Raw genomic sequence first — 15,350 nt, 5'->3', positions numbered from 1 at the left:
TGATACAAAGGAAAACGGCCATGAACCCCATTCTCATAAATGTAGAAAATACTAACGCCTCAATCCCTCTATACAGCGCATCCGGCAATGAATGCGCGCTCTTCGAAATGGCATGGACACGCAAGCTGCCACTGCTTCTCAAGGGACCGACCGGCTGCGGAAAGACGCGCTTTGTAAGCCATATGGCCGCAAAACTCGGCCTGCCACTCTCGACGGTTTCCTGCCACGACGATCTGGCGGCTGCCGATCTGACCGGGCGTTATCTGCTGAAAGGTGGTGACACCGTATGGGTCGACGGCCCACTGACCCGCGCCGTGCGCGAAGGCGGCATCTGCTATCTCGATGAGATCGTCGAAGCACGTAAGGACGTGGCCGTGGTCCTGCATCCGCTGACTGACGACCGCCGCCTTCTGCCGTTGGAACGCACCGGCGAACTGCTTGAAGCACCTGATGGTTTCATGCTCGTCGTGTCTTACAATCCGGGTTACCAGAACCTGCTCAAATCCCTGAAGCCAAGCACACGACAGCGCTTTGTTGCCATCGAGTTTGATTTCCTGCCCAAAGAACAGGAAATCGCAGTGGTGAGCGAAGAAAGCGGCCTCGCTGCCCCCAAGGTTGCGCCACTGGTGGCACTGGCTCACCGGCTGCGCGGACTGAAAGGCCATGATCTGGAAGAAGGCGTTTCAACACGTCTGCTGGTCTACTGCGCCACGCTGATCGATGCTGGCATGTCGCAGCGCGAAGCGGCCCGTGCCGCGATGATCGAGCCGCTGACCGATGAGCCGGATGTGAAAGCCGCCCTGATTGAAGTCGCCGATGCAATGTTGAAATAGGCGGGCACACAATGCTGGATTTTCTGGAACTGGAGGAAACCGTTGGCCGGGCCTGGCACCGCCTGATCGGCAAAACCGGATCGTGGCCACATTATCCCCAGCACGCTGTACAACTTGGCGATATTCGCCAGAAGCTGGCCATCTGCTTTCGTGGCTTTGGCGGTGATGTCGCCGTGCAGATTGCCCCTGCCCGCGCACGAACCTCCGGACACAGGCTGGGATTGAGGCAGCGAATGGCTTTGGGCGAAGAGAAACTCAGCCAACCGTTGCGGGACGAAGCGACATTGATGCTCCCGCCGGAGATTGCGCTCTTTCCCGATCGCACACTCAATTACGATCTCTATGTCTGGCTTGCAGGCTACATGGCGGTCATGCCGACCGAAATGGAGGAGCTTCCGCATGACCCTTTGCGCCGCAATCTTATAGCGCTTGCAGCGGCATCGGACACGGTTGCGAAGACCTGCCGGATATTTCCGGGCCTGCAGCAACGTTATGCGCGACTCTGCGAAGCGGTGCTGGCTGTACGTCCCAAACGTTCACTCTACGGTCTTGAACAACAAGTGGAGGAGCGCATTCTGGCGCTTTTGAAACAGGGTGCAGGACTGACGGACGATAGTCTCGCTACGATCTTTCCGCATTGCGCGCCCGCAGGCTATCTGCCCGCCCTGCCCGTTCCGCTTTGGCCGGAGCTGATAAGACGCGAGGAAACCGCGCCTCGCGACAACGACGATCAACCGGTGTTTAACAGCAAGGCGGAAGGTGTCGAAACCGGACGGCAGATCGCAAACCGTGAGAAGCAGGACCCGAGACTGGCCGACAGAAGCCCGTTTATTCTCAATCGCTTTGAGAAAATCCTTGCTATGGCAGAGATGGTCAGCGTCGACCGGCCAACTGATGATAGTGACGAGCAGAATGCAAAATCTGCCGATGAACTTGACGATCTGACATTGGGCGAGCGCAAAGGCAGGCCCGCAGCCCGTTTCCGTTTCGATCTCGATTTGCCGCCTGAAGCTGTCGACCGCACGGCTCTGACCGCCAAACTGACCTATCCCGAATGGGACTATCGCAAAGGTGTATATCTTCAGGATCATTGCAGTGTTCTGGCAACGCCAGCGCAAGCCCGAGACGTGCGAATGGAACTCGACGATGAAGCAGCGAGCCTTGTGCGCCGGGTGCGTCGCCAGTTCGAGATTCTGCGGCCGGGCCGCGAATTGATGCGGGCGCAACTGGATGGCAACGATCTTGATCTCGATGCCGTGGTCCGTTCAAGATGTGACTTTGCCGCCGGAGGTCAGGGTAGCGACCATGTGCACCTGATGAGCCGACCCAGGGCAAATGACCTTGCCGTCACCATTCTGGTCGATGTCTCGCTATCTACCGATGCATGGATCGACAATCGGCGCGTGCTGGATGTGGAAAAAGAGGCACTTCTGGTTCTGGCCAATGGCATCGCTGCCTGTGGCGACCGCTGCTCCATCCAGACCTTCACTTCACGCCGCCGTTCATGGGTGCGTGTCGAAACAGTGAAGAACTTCGATGAGACCTTTGGTCCTGCCGTTGAACACCGCATTGCGGCACTGAAACCCGGCTTCTACACGCGCATGGGAGCGGCCATCCGTCATGCAACGGCAAAGCTTGCGGAACAGCCCAACCGAAAGAAGCTTCTGCTGGTTCTGACGGACGGGAAACCGAACGATGTCGATCATTATGAGGGCCGGTTCGCACTTGAAGACAGTCGCAGGGCGGTCAGTGAAGCACGCACAACTGGCGTCAATGTCTTTGCCGTGACGGTCGACCGGGAGGCAAGCGCCTATCTCCCGGCGCTTTTCGGCCGGAGAAACTATGCTCTCGTCGCGAAGCTGTCGAAACTGCCTGTTGCTCTACCGGCAATCTATCGAATGATGACCGGTTGAGCTGAAACGAGATCTATGCCGGACGGGTATCAAACATCAGAATCAATCCGCTAGACACTTCGTCCTTCTTGGAAGCGTAATCAGACCGCCGGGTCTTCGCCCGGCGGTACGGTCATCACATCTGCCCATTCCGGATGCCTGCGATATTGCGCGCGCACATAGGGGCAGAGCGGTATAATTTTCATTCCATTCTGGCGCGCATCCTCAATCATGAAGGTTACAAGCGCTGCGGCCGAACCCGTCCCCTTCATACTGTCCGGCGCTCCAGTATGGTCGGCGCTGATCAGGTTGGCACCACGCTTGGTGAAGGTGATTTCAGTTTCACCTTCAATTCCCTCGATACGAGCCACATAACGCCCGTTGCGGGCATCTTGGTCTTCCTTACCCATCCTCATATCGACCATTTTAGTCTCCTCCCACTTTCTGATCTTCTGGAGCGTTTCTCAGTTTGCCGGAAGCGCCCTATCCTGCGCGTTGCAGTTGAAGAGCGCGCTCCATATCCACCCGATTGATCATCGCGCCGAACAGCGACGTTCCGGTATCGAACAAACGGCTGAAAGCCAGCGGGCCGGCATCGACAGGATCGAACCCGATCCGGTCGATAAAGGCAGCCACTTCCCGGCGCGCATCCGCATCGTTTCCGGCAATGGCCAATGCACGGCGTTCCGGATCGCCTGCCAAACGAGCTTCCTCATCTATTTCATGATAGCCCATATGGTTGAAGCTCCGCACCAGCCGTGCACCCGGCAGAAAATCCTGCACGACTTCACTGCTGGAACGCTCATTCTCAAACTCGGTGATCGTTCCGTCCGTCGGTGCCCAATAGTTCATCGCGTCGATAACGATCTTGCCCTTCAGCAGTTCCGGCGAAAGATTGCGATACTTGGAAAGCGGCAATGCGAGAACGACAATATCAGCGGCTGCAATCGCATTTTCTGCCGTATCAGCCTGTGCGCCCGGCACCATGATTTCCAGCACAAGTGCAATGTCTTCCGGCGCTTTTGAGGTTGCCATTCGCACCGCATAGCCCGCCGCAAGTGCGCGACGAGCTATGGCGGTGCCGACACGACCCGCGCCCAATATGCCGATTGTCCTGACCTGAGATGTTGGCATATTCAGTTTTCTCCTGTTTATTTTCCAGAACCCAGTTCCGCATCGACCAGCGGCTTTACCTTTGTGCCCAGCAGCTCTATCGAACGCAGGAATGCCTTGTGCGGCATTTGTCCGACATCCATCTGCAAGAACTGCCGCATATGGCCGATGTGCCGGTGCAACTCGACGATACGTTCGGCTATTTCCTCCGGGCTACCCGCGAAAAGCGCACCTGCACCGCTTGCCTCACGGTCATAATGCGAACGCGGCGGCGGTGCGAAGCCCCGGATTCTGCCGAGCTGTTCCATGACGGCATGCCAATGGGTCCAGAAGAATTCCTTTGCTTCCGCAGCATTCTCGCCGATGAATCCCGGTGTTGCGACCGAGACCTTCACTCTTTCCGGTGCGATTTCCGCCTGGGCGGCGGCGCGCCGGTAAAGATCGGCTAGCGGTGCAAAACGCGATGCCTGCCCACCGATGATTGCGTAGGAAACCGGCAGACCAAGCAGGCCCGCCCGAACCGATGAATGCGGATTGCCCCCGGTTGCGAGCCAGACCGGCAGCGAACCGCTATCTGGACGCGGTACGACAAGCGCGTCGTTCAATGCCGGGCGAAATTTACCCTGCCAGGTGACGTTCTCGCTTTCATTGATCTTCAAAAGCAGATCAAGCTTTTCTGCGTAAAGCTCGTCATAATCGTTGAGATCATGCCCGAAAAGCGGAAAGGATTCGGTTGAGGAACCTCGACCTGCTGTAATTTCAGCGCGACCGTTGGACAGCGCGTCCACCGTGGCAAACTGCTGGTAGATGCGTACCGGATCATCGGTGCTCAGCACCGTTACCGCGCTACCAAGTTTTATGTTCTTTGTGGTCGACGCCGCCGCACCCAGAATGACCGTCGCAGCCGAAGCCGGCATCTCACGTGTGTGATGCTCGCCAATACCGAAATAATCGAGCCCGACCTCATCGGCGAGCTGGATGGCTTCAAGCAAGTTGCGTGTTGCATCTGCCGTAGAGCCGAGTTCGCCGGTAGCGGTATTCTTCTGCACATCCCCGAAACTATATACGCCCAGTTCCATATCGTTCTCTCCTTGAGGCGCAGGTGAATATCTGACACCTAGCGGTATATATTAGTAACTGAGTGTAATATCGGTACTGCCTGTCAGGATACAAGAAGGCACATTATCGAAACCCGGTATCCTGAAAGTGCCTGTTGAACGGAATAGCTCTATGAGTAAATATTCGCTCAAATCAGAAAAACACTATCACCGCCGACCATGTAGACTGCGGGATTGTCGGTCGTTTACCTTAGCTATTACGATTATGGAGTATTTCCGTTTTGCCTGAATTATTGAAAATGCTTTAACCGGAGACGAAGCCTTAATGATCAAGGGTATAGCGCTTCTATTATTGTTCCAGCTATTTGGCGAAAGCATCATCTTCCTGAGCGGGTTCCCCATACCGGGGCCTGTTGTGGGGCTCGTGCTTCTGTTCGTCGCCATGCAACTGTGCAAGATGTTCAGCTGGAATATCTTTGCCGAAGCCGAAACGGCGGCGGATGGGTTTCTCAGCAATCTCGGTCTGCTCTTCGTGCCGGCCGGCGTCGGGGTCGTGGCCATGTGGCACCAAATCCAGGGACAAGCCACCGCAATTCTCGCAATTGTGGTTGTCTCCGCAGTCCTCACATTGGCGGTGACCGTTTGGACCTTCGTTCTCGTGCAGCGCGTCATGGGGCGGAGATGATGCTATGAAACATCCGCTTGAACTATGGGTTTATCTTTCAGCCTCGCCGTTGCTATGGCTGACACTCACCTTATGCGCCTGGATCGTGGCAACGCACATTTCAGTCCGGCTGAAGCGCCATCCGCTGGCCAATCCTGTTCTGATTTCCATCGTGCTGCTTTCCAGTCTGCTTGTGATTTTCGATGTTCCCTATGCAAGGTTTTTTGAGGGAGCCCAGTTTATCCACTTCCTGCTTGGTCCAGCCACCGTCGCCATCGCAGTGCCTCTATTCCGCCAATGGCATCAGGTGCGAAAAGCGCTCATTCCGATGGGGGCAGCGTTAGTCGTCGGCTCCTTCTTTGCAGTTCTTTCCATCGTCGTGATGGGCAAATGGGCCAATCTCTCCAATGAGGTGCTGATTTCTTTCCTGCCAAAATCGGCAACGGCAGGCGTGGCCATGGCGATCTCTTCGACACTTGGCGGTACACCGTCACTAACCGCAGTACTGGTCATACTGACTGGTATCATCGGAGCACTTGTCGTCACCCCTTTCATGAATGCGATGCGGATAACAGATTATGCCGCGCGGGGATTTGCAGTTGGACTGACGTCGCACGGCATCGGAACAGCGCGCGCTTTTGATGTCGATGAAACGGCAGGGCTTTTTGCCGGGATTGCCATGGCCCTGAACGCGATTGCGACGTCGCTTGTGGTTCCCCTGCTCGTGAAACTTATTTTTTGAGCGGATCGTCCAGCCAGAAAAAAGGACTTCTTAGAGCGACGATCTGATTGGATCAGATCGTCGCTCAAACTTTTTTTAACGCGCATCTTGTTCCGAAAACCGTTTCACACTTTTCGGGATGCGCTCTAATATAAAGGGCAGCACTTTGAATGCCGCCCTTTATAGTCTCTCGTGACGATTGCTCGAAATCCTTGTCAATGTAACTTGTACAGCCAGATTGAAAGCAACCGTGCCAGTTTACTGCTTGATTGCCTCAGCCTGAATTTCAAGCTTGACCATCTTGGCCATACCTTCCTTGACGAGGAAGTCCACACCCCACTGGGTGCGATCGATGGTTGCTTCAAAATCGCCGCCACAGACTTCTGCTTTGAAGACGGGGCTTTGGTAACAACCGAACTTGGTGGCCGTCAGCTGGATCGGCTGGGTCTTTCCCTTCATGGTCAGGTTACCGTCCACGGATACCAGCTTGTTTCCGGAGAAATTCCACTTGGTCGACTTGAACTCGATGGTCGGAAATTTCTCCGCATCCAGTATGTCGGCGCTTTTCACGTGCTTGTCGAATCCGGCAATGCCTGTATTCAGCGTCTTTACAGGAATTGAAATATCCATTTTCCCATCCATCGTTTCGGCGTCGAATGAGATATTGCCGTCAATTTCATAGAAACCGCCGCTGTTGGTCGATGTATTGAAATGATCAATATAGAAAACAGCTTTTGTATGCGTTGGATCCAGTTTGTAATCTGCCGCCTGAGCAGCCGGGATGGACAACAACACGGCGAACAGCGGTAGTGCAAATACTCTCATGTCTATTTCCTTATCGAGATGCAGTCGTGAAGCGTGAATGCCAGCGAATTTGCGAAGGCAGCCAGAAGCACTCATCGCTTCGATGACTTTGTAAGTAGCTGTGGGGCACAACGCTGTGTAGTGCGGATTTCGGTACTCATTGTCCCGTAAATAGGACAGTTGCCCGCTACTGAATCTGGGCCGCGGACGGCGCATGAAAAGTGTCACCAGCGCCGTCAGAACGATGAGAAGGTCGATCATGGCGAACATGTCACTTAAGCCGGCACGAAAGCCTCCCATTGAACGGTTCTGGCGAGCAAGGCTCGCTGGCCGGATGTTGTGGCAGGTGGATTACTTGCCGGATGTCATCGTGTTGTAGCTGGTGATCAGGTTACGATAATCCGGAATGTGGTTTGCAAACAGCGTGCCCAGACCTTCAATATCGTTGCGCCAGTCGCGATGCAGTTCACAGGCAACGCCGAACCAGCTCATCAACTGCGCACCGGCCGCGCTCATGCGATCCCATGCCGAATGGCGGGTTACTTCATTGAAGGTACCCGACGCATCGGTGACGACAAAGACGTCGAAACCGGCCTCGATGGCGGACAATGCCGGGAAAGCCACGCAGACTTCGGTCACGACACCGGCGATCAGCAACTGCTTCTTGCCGGTAGCCTTCACCGCCTTGACGAAATCTTCATTGTCCCAGGCGTTGATCTGGCCGGGACGAGCAATGTAAGACGCATCGGGAAACGCTTCCTTCAGTTCCGGCACCAACGGGCCGTTCGGACCGTTTTCAAAACTGGTGGTCAGAACAGTCGGCAGCTTGAAATATTTGGCAAGATCGGCAAGGGCGAGCACGTTGTTCTTGAACTTGTCCGGGTCGAAATCCCGTACCAGCGACAGCAGGCCGGTCTGGTGATCGACGAGAAGAACAGCAACATTATCCTTGTTGAGGCGTACATATGGCTTGGTCATCGACGTTTCCTTTCAGGAAGTCAGAGATTGGGTCGCCACCCGCATATTCGTGTAACGTTTGGCGTTGGTGGGATGAATGGAAGCTATCCCAGCAACGAAACGTGCAAAAGATTGTAAAAATCGACGTTGCGTTCTACTGATAGAACGATGGAAGACCTGAACGATCTCTATTACTTTGTGCAGGTGGTGGATCACGGCGGCTTTGCGCAAGCGGGCCGCGCCATCGGCCTGCAAAAATCGAAACTCAGCCGCCGCATTGCGCTTCTGGAGGAACGGCTGGGCGTCCGATTGATCCAGCGCTCGTCGCGCCACTTTTCCGTCACCGATATAGGACGCGAATATTACCGCCGCTGTCTGGCAGTTCTGGTCGAAGCGGAAGCCGCCACTGCTTTCATCGCACAGCATCGCGACGAACCGCAGGGCGTGGTTCGGTTAAGTTGCCCGACTGCGCTGATTTCATTCCAGTTTGGAGCGTTATTTGCCAAATTTCTCACAGCCTATCCGAAGGTGGATCTGCATCTGGAAAGCACCAATCGCCGTGTCGATGTGATCAGCGAACGGTTCGACGTTTCCATCCGCGTGCGGTTTCCACCGCTGGAGCAAACCGATCTTCTGATGCGTAAACTGGATGACAGCTCGCAATATCTGGTCGCGCGGCCGGGGTTTCTTAAAACGCCGGTCACGACACCGGCTGATCTGACGGGGTTGCCAAGTCTTGCATGGACATCGGCCTCCCATAATTATGAATGGCGGCTTGAAAAGCATAATGGGGAGCGAGCCGTTATTCCGCATCGCCCCCGCCTTCTGACGGACGACATGGCGGCCTTGCGCGATGCAGCACTCGACGGTGCCGGGATCGTGCAGTTGCCGACGATGATGATCTGGCGAGACCTTGCAGCGGGCACACTGGTGCCCGTCCTGCCCGAATGGCGCCCTGCATCCGGCATCGTGCATGCAGTATTTCCATCGCGGCGCGGCCTGTTGCCTTCAGTGCGGACCCTGATCGACTTTCTGGCAAGGGAATGTGCGGCTCAACGCAAAGCTATCGATGAAAGTATTTTCTGGCCGGGAGCAGATGAAACCCACTGAAACGTGCAGGCAGGGAAACTGGTCCGTGAACCAATGACCCGGAGACAGTTCTAGGAGCGCGCACCAAAAAAGGGCGGCAGATACCTGCCGCCCTTCTGTGTCTCGGTCACAATCAGCCGCGTTGTGAATCGAGCTGTTCGTGGTTTTTTTCGACTTCCTGCGCCTTCATGTAGCTTTCGATGAGAAGCTGATAGGGAGGGAAAATCTTGGTGTAGACGTTAGCCCATTCCTGTGCATCGTCACGATGCCATGTCTTCTGGAGTTCGGAAGCCACTGCAGCCGTATCCATCGGCACGACGCCGGCCTGAACAACACGGGCCAGTGTGATTTCCTGGGCCATCTTGGAATAGGTGCCGGATGCATCCACCACGGCGAAAACCTTGTAACCATCCTGAACGGCACTGATTGCCGGGAAGGCCATGCACACGCTGGTGATGGTGCCTGCGATGATCAGGGTCTTGCGGCCCGTTGCCTTGACGGCAGCAACGAAATCCGGGTTGTCCCATGCGTTGATCTCGCCGCGGCGCGCTATATACTTGGCATGAGGGGCGTTCTCATGAATTTCCGGGATCAGCGGACCGTTGGGGCCCTGCGGCACGGATGCTGTGGTGATGACCGGCATCTTGGTCAGCGTCGCCATCTTGGCAAGCGCTGTCGCATGGTTGCGCAAGACAGGCATCGGCATGTCTGCAACGGTCTGAAACAGGCCGCTCTGATGGTCGATCAGAAGCATGACGGCATCGTTGGGATCAATAACCGGACGCTGGCCATTAAAGTTAGCTGGACTGCTCATTTTAAGTCTCCTTCTTCAGGCATGGACTTGTTCAGGGCCGAAATCGTTTCCGGTCCGGGGACACCCGTGGCTCGTACCGACGCCACGAGAATGGATCAGGCAGGAATGGCGCCGAATTTCCCTGTTCGGAAATCTGCGAAGGCATCCTGCAATTCTTCGTTTGTGTTCATGGCGAAAGGGCCACGCATGGCGACGGGCTCTCCAAGCGGTTCACCGCTCAGCAGAAGGACGGTTGCGTCGCTGTCAGCAGTAACCTGGAAACAGCCGCCTTTTCGGTCGAGCAGAACGAATTGCGCATCCCTTGCCGATCTGTTGCCGTTGACGGTGATCATTCCGCGCAAGATTGCCAGACCGGTCGTATGTTGATCAGGAAGATCAAGCACAACGCTCCCCCCCTGCTTCAGGCGCAGGTCCCATAAATCGATCGGTGTGAAGGTGCGTGCTGGTCCGGCATGCCCGGCATAGTTTCCGGCTATGACGCGGACAATTCCGGCGTCATCCGGCAGGGTCACGGCCGGGATATCCCGATCGAGTACCGACTGGTAGGCGGCAGGTGCGGACTTGTCTTTGGCAGGAAGATTTACCCAGAGCTGCGCCATTTCCAGCGTGCCTCCCTGTTCGGTAAATGCCTTCGAATGGCGCTCTTCATGCATAATTCCGGCGGCGGCAGTCATCCATTGTACATCACCGGGACCAATCACGCCTCCGCTTCCGGTGGAATCGCGGTGTTCAACCTCGCCCTGATAGACGATGGTCACTGTTTCAAAACCGCGATGGGGATGGCTGCCAACGCCGCGCGGCACTGATGCAGGCGCGAACTGTTCCGGCCCGGCATAATCCAGATGCAGAAAGGGGCCGATGTGCTCGCCCATTGTCGCATGGGACAACATGGAGCGGACCGGAAATCCATCTCCCACCCAATGGGCCGACGGGCTGCTATAAACTCCGATAACCTGTCTCATCTCGATCTTCCCAATTTACTTTGTTGCCATGCAGGCACTGGAATGACTGTCTGGGAGCAAAATAAATCTGGAACAAACGCGTCGGTAGATCGAAGTTCAGGCTATACTGTCCTGAAAACAGGACAATGAAAGATCCGATAATGGCTGACCTCAACGATATGCGTCTTTTTGTAGAAGTCGTGGAACAAGGCGGCTTTTCCGCTGCTTCCCGAAAACTGGATATGCCGCGTTCGAGGCTGAGCCGCCGGATCGCCCTGCTGGAAGACGATCTGGGTGTTCGTCTCCTTCAGCGCACCACCCGGCAGTTTGCCGTGACGGAAATCGGCCAGGAGTTTCATCGCCACTGCCTAGCTATGATGGTGGAAGCCGATGCCGCGCTGGAAGTGATAGACAGAATGCGGGCGGAACCGCAAGGCACGGTGCGGGTGAGTTGCCCGGCCTCGGTCATCTACTTCCAGGTTGGAGAAATGATCGCTCGTTTCATGGCACGATATCCCAAGGTGAAGGTACATCTGGAAAGCACAAATCGGCGTGTGGACGTTATCCGTGAAGGCTTCGATCTCGCCATCCGTGTCCGCTTCCCGCCACTGGAAGACAGTGACCTGATCATCCGTAAGCTGGCGGAAAGCGAACAACGGCTGGTAGCCAGCCCCGTATTCGTCAAAGAGGGATGCAATGCCGTGCCCGCCGACCTTGTCAACATGCCGGGCCTTTCCTGGGGGGCATCGCAAAACAGTTTTGAATGGAACCTGCTAGGTCCGAATGGCGCTACGGCTGAAATCCCCTATCAACCGCTTCTGATCACGGAAGATATGGTTGCACTGCGGCTGGCCGCCCTCCAGGGCATCGGTGTTTGTCAGTTTCCCACAATGGTTATTCAGGAGGATGTGAGCGCCGGGCGATTGGTTAACCTTTTGCCCGACTGGGCACCCCGCAGCGGCATTATTCATGCCGCCTTTCCTTCTCGCCGCGGACTTTTGCCTTCTGTGCGCGCCCTTCTCGATTTTCTGGCTGATGAATATGCGGCACTTTCCGCAAGCGAGCAAAAGCCACAACGGGGCATCGGTATGGGGCAAGCATGATTGTTCCGCCCAATGGTCATATAGGCAATTGTTCTAAAACCATTACTGGGAAAAATGGCTGTCGTTGACGTCGATGCGCGCGTCGTCAAGCGCATGATCCATGACATCACGGTCGGTAGGACGAAGGCAATTACGAAGACAAAGAAACGCGGACGCACAGTTGTTACAGGTGGTGCCAGCATACAGAGGCGGCTTGGATCGAGCGAAAGGAGTACTCGTGGCGCATTACTTGCACACGAAATCCTTTATCCTGATCACCTATTCGGACAATAAAACAAAACAACTCGAACGAAAAATTCGACTCAATAGAAATTCTCCGAGCATCATTGATATGATACACTGCAATATATTGAATGAGCTAGCTTTCTAAAATTTGCACGTAATATTACGACAAAAAACTGTTGTGACAAACGTTTCGAAAACGTACTTTGCTTCAGTGTTATGTTCAGTCGGCTTCATCACTTCGAGAGTTTATTTTGATCTGCGCCCGTCTGCATCCCGTAAAGCGATTCATCTTCAAGTATGATTCTAAGACTCATACTTGACAGAGAATTACCTTGAGGGACGCGCTTCGCTTCGGTCTCATAGTCCAGGATTAGTAACGAGAAACGAACTCTGGACTCATCCCTGCAAATGCGAAACGAATTTCGTATTCTGATAAGCATCCAGAGCGTCGGCGCCGCCTTCGGTTCCATAACCGGAATCGTTGATGCCACCGAAAGGCACTTCCGGCAGTGCCAACCCGTAATGATTGATAGTGATCATTCCGCTGCGAACGGATGAAGAGATTTTTGCAGCATTGGCCGATGATCCAGTAAATGCATAAGCTGCAAGACCAAAATTGAGCCTGTTGGCCTCCACCAAAGCTTCGTCAAGTGACTGAAAGCTATTGAGAAGTGCCACCGGACCAAATGGCTCTTCGTTCATGATTGCCGCATCACGTGGCACATCCGCAAGGATCGTCGGTTCAAAGAAATTGCCGCGATTGCCGATGCGTTCGCCGCCCGCAACCACTGTAGCCTTGTGTTCCTTCGCATCACCAATCAATCGCTCCATGGCGTTGACCCGGCGTGCATTGACCAGCGGTCCCATCGTCGTGTCGGCATCCAGACCGTCTCCGACGTTCAACGAACGGGCATAAGTTGAGAGACCTTCGATCACCTGATCGTAGATTGGTTCTTCAATCAGAAACCGAGTGGGTGCGATGCAAATCTGTCCAGCATTTCTGAACTTGGCAGCCGCTGCCACTTTGATTGCCTGCTCCACATCTGCATCAGCCATGATGACAACCGGCGCATGTCCGCCAAGCTCCATCGTGGCCCGCTTCATGTGCAAGCCGCTCAACGCCGCAAGCTGTTTTCCCACCTGCGTCGAACCCGTGAACGACACTTTTTTTATCACCGGATGAGGGATGAGGTAAGACGAGATCTCTGCCGGATCGCCATAAACGAGATTGATAACACCATCAGGCAAACCAGCATCAGCAAAGGCGCGCAACAGTTCGGCCGGTGCTGCCGGCGTATCTTCAGCAGCTTTCAAAATGATGGAGCAACCAGCCGCCAGAGCCGCAGATATTTTGCGAACCGACTGGTTTATTGGAAAGTTCCAAGGAGTAAACGCAGCCACCGGGCCAACCGGCTCTTTGACTTCCGATTGCATCACATTTGCAAAACGTGGCGGAACGATACGCCCATAGCTACGCCGCGCTTCTTCTGCAAACCAGTCGATCAGGTCACTTGCCGCAGCAGCCTCGGCACGTGCTTCCGCCAAAGGCTTGCCCTGCTCAATCGTGAGCAAGCGCGCAACGCTCTCTCCGCGAGCCCGAAAAATATCTGCGGCCTTGCGCAGCATCTTATAACGATCAAAGGCCGATACCTTGCGCCAAATCTCAAAGCCGCGCTCGGCTGCTGCCAAAGCGTCATCAAGATCGGTCGTCGTGGCTTTAGCAATATGTCCGATAACATCGTTGGTCGCCGGATTCAGGACGTCAACCGTTTCACCAGAACTACCATCGCGCCATGTTCCATCAATAAACAGCTTGATACTGGAATATTCCACTTGAGTGTTCGTCATCACTCTCTCCTCAAACTGTTGCCTGATATTGATGAATGACACCGGCGTCGATCAGCTCTGCCAGTTTGGCTTTATCGAATTGAAGAACGTCCTCCAGAATGGAGGCACTATCTTCGCCCAGCATTGGCGGCGCCTTATAGGAAGCATGTTTCTGTGCTTCCAACCCTTGCGCGGGACGCACAAGAGACACAGGCCCTAGATGCGGGCTTTCCAATGTCTGCACCACTTTTCGTGCCAGAACGTTGGGGCTTTCGAAAGCTTCAGGAACTGTCTTCACCTGCCCTGCAGGAACACCCATCTTGAGACATTCACCCATCCAGTATTCGCGCGTTTGGGTGCTGAAACGCTCAGCCATCGGCGGTATCAGTTCAGAACGATTGAGCGCTCGCCCGCTTGCCGTCTTGAAACGTTCGTCTGCTGCAAGTTCAGGCAAACCGATGATCTTTTCGCAGAGGATTGCAAACTGGCGGTCGTTACCGACAGCGAGGGCAAAGGCACCATCGGAACACTCGAAAATCTGATAGGGCACCACGGTCGGATGGGCATTACCAAAGCGTTTTGGAATATGCCCACCATTCAGATGCGCACTACCAATATTGATCAGCGTATTGAGCGCACATTCAAACAGAGAAATATCGACAAACTGTCCGAGACCTGTGGTGTTGCGCTGATAAAGCGCTGCCAGAATGGATTGCGTTCCAACCATACCCGCCACGATATCGGTCATAGCCACGCCGATGCGCATCGGCTCGCCATCGGTTTGTCCGGTGATCGACATCAGGCCGCTTTCAGCCTGAACCACGAAGTCATAGCCGGGGCGACGAGCTTCCGGGCCGGTTTGGCCATAGCCGGATATCGAGCAATAGATGAGCCCGGGATTGAGCGCCTTCAAAGTCGCGTAATCAATTTTCAGGCGTTCGACAGTTCCGGCACGAAAGTTCTCGACCACAACATCCGCCTGCTTGGCCAGTTCATAAATTATATCGAGGCCTTCTGGCGACTTCAGATCGAGCGCCAGGCTTTTCTTGCCGCGGTTGGCACAGAGAAAATAGGTACTTGCTCCTTTATAATTGGGAACTGACCAAGCGCGCGTGTCATCACCGCCTTGAATATTCTCTATTTTCCAGACCTCGGCTCCAAGATCAGCAAGGCTCATCGTGGTCCAGGGACCGGCAAGAACGCGCGAAAGATCAAGAACCTTTATTCCAGCCAGAGGAAGGGCGGAGTTGTTATCGCCCATAACAGGAACCTCAAGTTCGTTCATTATTTTCAAGGTCACGTCCTTCTC

The 15,350-nt window shown here is 54.8% G+C and carries 15 protein-coding genes; 6 read left to right on the top strand and 9 right to left on the bottom strand.

The window, feature by feature from the left end:
* Positions 1 to 20 precede the first annotated feature (20 nt).
* Both CQZ93_RS04865 and CQZ93_RS04860 read left to right on the top strand, forming a co-directional pair.
* Entirely contained in the window at positions 21 to 833 is an 813-nt protein-coding gene (locus CQZ93_RS04865) for a CbbQ/NirQ/NorQ/GpvN family protein (protein WP_105541582.1), read from the top strand.
* An 11-nt stretch (positions 834 to 844) separates the two neighbouring features.
* A complete protein-coding gene (locus CQZ93_RS04860; protein WP_105541581.1) occupies positions 845 to 2,746 on the top strand; it encodes a nitric oxide reductase activation protein NorD in 1,902 nt (633 codons plus the stop codon).
* Positions 2,747 to 2,826: 80 nt separating this feature from the next.
* On the opposite strand, the gene CQZ93_RS04855 is transcribed toward CQZ93_RS04860, so the two are convergent.
* From CQZ93_RS04855 to CQZ93_RS04845, 3 genes are read right to left on the bottom strand one after another with little or no spacing between them, the layout of a single operon-like run.
* Complete coding sequence (locus tag CQZ93_RS04855; RefSeq protein WP_105541580.1) at positions 2,827 to 3,150, bottom strand: GNAT family N-acetyltransferase; 324 nt, start codon at positions 3,148 to 3,150, stop codon at positions 2,827 to 2,829.
* 58 nt (positions 3,151 to 3,208) lie between these two features.
* A complete protein-coding gene (locus CQZ93_RS04850; protein WP_105541579.1) occupies positions 3,209 to 3,859 on the bottom strand; it encodes an NADPH-dependent F420 reductase in 651 nt (216 codons plus the stop codon).
* A gap of 17 nt (positions 3,860 to 3,876) precedes the next feature.
* On the bottom strand, positions 3,877 to 4,917 hold the full coding sequence (locus CQZ93_RS04845; RefSeq protein WP_105541578.1) for an LLM class flavin-dependent oxidoreductase: 1,041 nt from the start codon (positions 4,915 to 4,917) through the stop codon (positions 3,877 to 3,879).
* Positions 4,918 to 5,221: 304 nt separating this feature from the next.
* Between CQZ93_RS04845 and CQZ93_RS04840 the strand changes: the two genes are divergently transcribed.
* Both CQZ93_RS04840 and CQZ93_RS04835 read left to right on the top strand, forming a co-directional pair.
* A complete protein-coding gene (locus CQZ93_RS04840; protein ID WP_105541577.1) occupies positions 5,222 to 5,581 on the top strand; it encodes a CidA/LrgA family protein in 360 nt (119 codons plus the stop codon).
* A gap of 4 nt (positions 5,582 to 5,585) precedes the next feature.
* Entirely contained in the window at positions 5,586 to 6,302 is a 717-nt protein-coding gene (locus CQZ93_RS04835) for an LrgB family protein (RefSeq protein ID WP_105541576.1), read from the top strand.
* A 237-nt stretch (positions 6,303 to 6,539) separates the two neighbouring features.
* Here the strand turns inward: CQZ93_RS04835 and CQZ93_RS04830 are convergent, their stop codons facing one another.
* Together CQZ93_RS04830 and ycaC are read right to left on the bottom strand one after the other, a co-directional pair.
* Complete coding sequence (locus tag CQZ93_RS04830; RefSeq protein WP_286152106.1) at positions 6,540 to 7,385, bottom strand: YceI family protein; 846 nt, start codon at positions 7,383 to 7,385, stop codon at positions 6,540 to 6,542.
* 51 nt (positions 7,386 to 7,436) lie between these two features.
* On the bottom strand, positions 7,437 to 8,063 hold the full coding sequence (ycaC, locus tag CQZ93_RS04825; protein WP_105541575.1) for an isochorismate family cysteine hydrolase YcaC: 627 nt from the start codon (positions 8,061 to 8,063) through the stop codon (positions 7,437 to 7,439).
* 147 nt (positions 8,064 to 8,210) lie between these two features.
* Between ycaC and CQZ93_RS04820 the strand changes: the two genes are divergently transcribed.
* A complete protein-coding gene (locus tag CQZ93_RS04820) occupies positions 8,211 to 9,152 on the top strand; it encodes a LysR substrate-binding domain-containing protein (RefSeq protein ID WP_105541574.1) in 942 nt (313 codons plus the stop codon).
* A 112-nt stretch (positions 9,153 to 9,264) separates the two neighbouring features.
* On the opposite strand, the gene CQZ93_RS04815 is transcribed toward CQZ93_RS04820, so the two are convergent.
* Both CQZ93_RS04815 and CQZ93_RS04810 read right to left on the bottom strand, forming a co-directional pair.
* Complete coding sequence (locus CQZ93_RS04815) at positions 9,265 to 9,945, bottom strand: hydrolase (protein ID WP_105541573.1); 681 nt, start codon at positions 9,943 to 9,945, stop codon at positions 9,265 to 9,267.
* 95 nt (positions 9,946 to 10,040) lie between these two features.
* Positions 10,041 to 10,907: a pirin family protein gene (locus tag CQZ93_RS04810; RefSeq protein WP_105541572.1), complete on the bottom strand. Its 867-nt coding sequence runs from the start codon at positions 10,905 to 10,907 to the stop codon at positions 10,041 to 10,043.
* Between the two features lie 140 nt (positions 10,908 to 11,047).
* Between CQZ93_RS04810 and CQZ93_RS04805 the strand changes: the two genes are divergently transcribed.
* Complete coding sequence (locus CQZ93_RS04805; protein WP_210201092.1) at positions 11,048 to 11,989, top strand: LysR family transcriptional regulator; 942 nt, start codon at positions 11,048 to 11,050, stop codon at positions 11,987 to 11,989.
* Between the two features lie 621 nt (positions 11,990 to 12,610).
* On the opposite strand, the gene CQZ93_RS04795 is transcribed toward CQZ93_RS04805, so the two are convergent.
* Positions 12,611 to 14,062 (bottom strand): NAD-dependent succinate-semialdehyde dehydrogenase, encoded by a 1,452-nt coding sequence (locus CQZ93_RS04795; protein WP_105541569.1) that lies wholly within the window; start codon positions 14,060 to 14,062, stop codon positions 12,611 to 12,613.
* Between the two features lie 10 nt (positions 14,063 to 14,072).
* The gene (locus tag CQZ93_RS04790; protein WP_105541568.1) at positions 14,073 to 15,326 is read right to left on the bottom strand and encodes a CaiB/BaiF CoA transferase family protein; all 1,254 of its coding nucleotides are present in this window, start codon (positions 15,324 to 15,326) and stop codon (positions 14,073 to 14,075) included.
* Between the last annotated feature and the right edge of the window lie 24 nt (positions 15,327 to 15,350).

The sequence above is a fragment of the Ochrobactrum vermis genome, from assembly GCF_002975205.1.
Classification (GTDB): Bacteria; Pseudomonadota; Alphaproteobacteria; order Rhizobiales; family Rhizobiaceae; genus Brucella; species Brucella vermis.
Note: the sequence above shows the minus strand (reverse complement) of the source record. Positions and strands in the feature narration are given on the sequence as shown.

Bases quoted from the DNA above. Each gene is read 5' to 3' on its own strand.
- CQZ93_RS04810 (WP_105541572.1), bottom strand. From the start codon at position 10,907: ATGAGACAGGTTATCGGAGTTTATAGCAGCCCGTCGGCCCATTGGGTG.
- CQZ93_RS04855 (WP_105541580.1), bottom strand. From the start codon at position 3,150: ATGGTCGATATGAGGATGGGTAAGGAAGACCAAGATGCCCGCAACGGG.
- CQZ93_RS04840 (WP_105541577.1), top strand. From the start codon at position 5,222: ATGATCAAGGGTATAGCGCTTCTATTATTGTTCCAGCTATTTGGCGAA.
- CQZ93_RS04860 (WP_105541581.1), top strand. From the start codon at position 845: ATGCTGGATTTTCTGGAACTGGAGGAAACCGTTGGCCGGGCCTGGCAC.
- CQZ93_RS04830 (WP_286152106.1), bottom strand. From the start codon at position 7,385: ATGGGAGGCTTTCGTGCCGGCTTAAGTGACATGTTCGCCATGATCGAC.
- CQZ93_RS04865 (WP_105541582.1), top strand. From the start codon at position 21: ATGAACCCCATTCTCATAAATGTAGAAAATACTAACGCCTCAATCCCT.
- CQZ93_RS04835 (WP_105541576.1), top strand. From the start codon at position 5,586: ATGAAACATCCGCTTGAACTATGGGTTTATCTTTCAGCCTCGCCGTTG.
- CQZ93_RS04795 (WP_105541569.1), bottom strand. From the start codon at position 14,062: ATGACGAACACTCAAGTGGAATATTCCAGTATCAAGCTGTTTATTGAT.
- CQZ93_RS04790 (WP_105541568.1), bottom strand. From the start codon at position 15,326: ATGAACGAACTTGAGGTTCCTGTTATGGGCGATAACAACTCCGCCCTT.
- CQZ93_RS04805 (WP_210201092.1), top strand. From the start codon at position 11,048: ATGGCTGACCTCAACGATATGCGTCTTTTTGTAGAAGTCGTGGAACAA.
- CQZ93_RS04850 (WP_105541579.1), bottom strand. From the start codon at position 3,859: ATGCCAACATCTCAGGTCAGGACAATCGGCATATTGGGCGCGGGTCGT.
- ycaC (WP_105541575.1), bottom strand. From the start codon at position 8,063: ATGACCAAGCCATATGTACGCCTCAACAAGGATAATGTTGCTGTTCTT.
- CQZ93_RS04820 (WP_105541574.1), top strand. From the start codon at position 8,211: ATGGAAGACCTGAACGATCTCTATTACTTTGTGCAGGTGGTGGATCAC.
- CQZ93_RS04815 (WP_105541573.1), bottom strand. From the start codon at position 9,945: ATGAGCAGTCCAGCTAACTTTAATGGCCAGCGTCCGGTTATTGATCCC.
- CQZ93_RS04845 (WP_105541578.1), bottom strand. From the start codon at position 4,917: ATGGAACTGGGCGTATATAGTTTCGGGGATGTGCAGAAGAATACCGCT.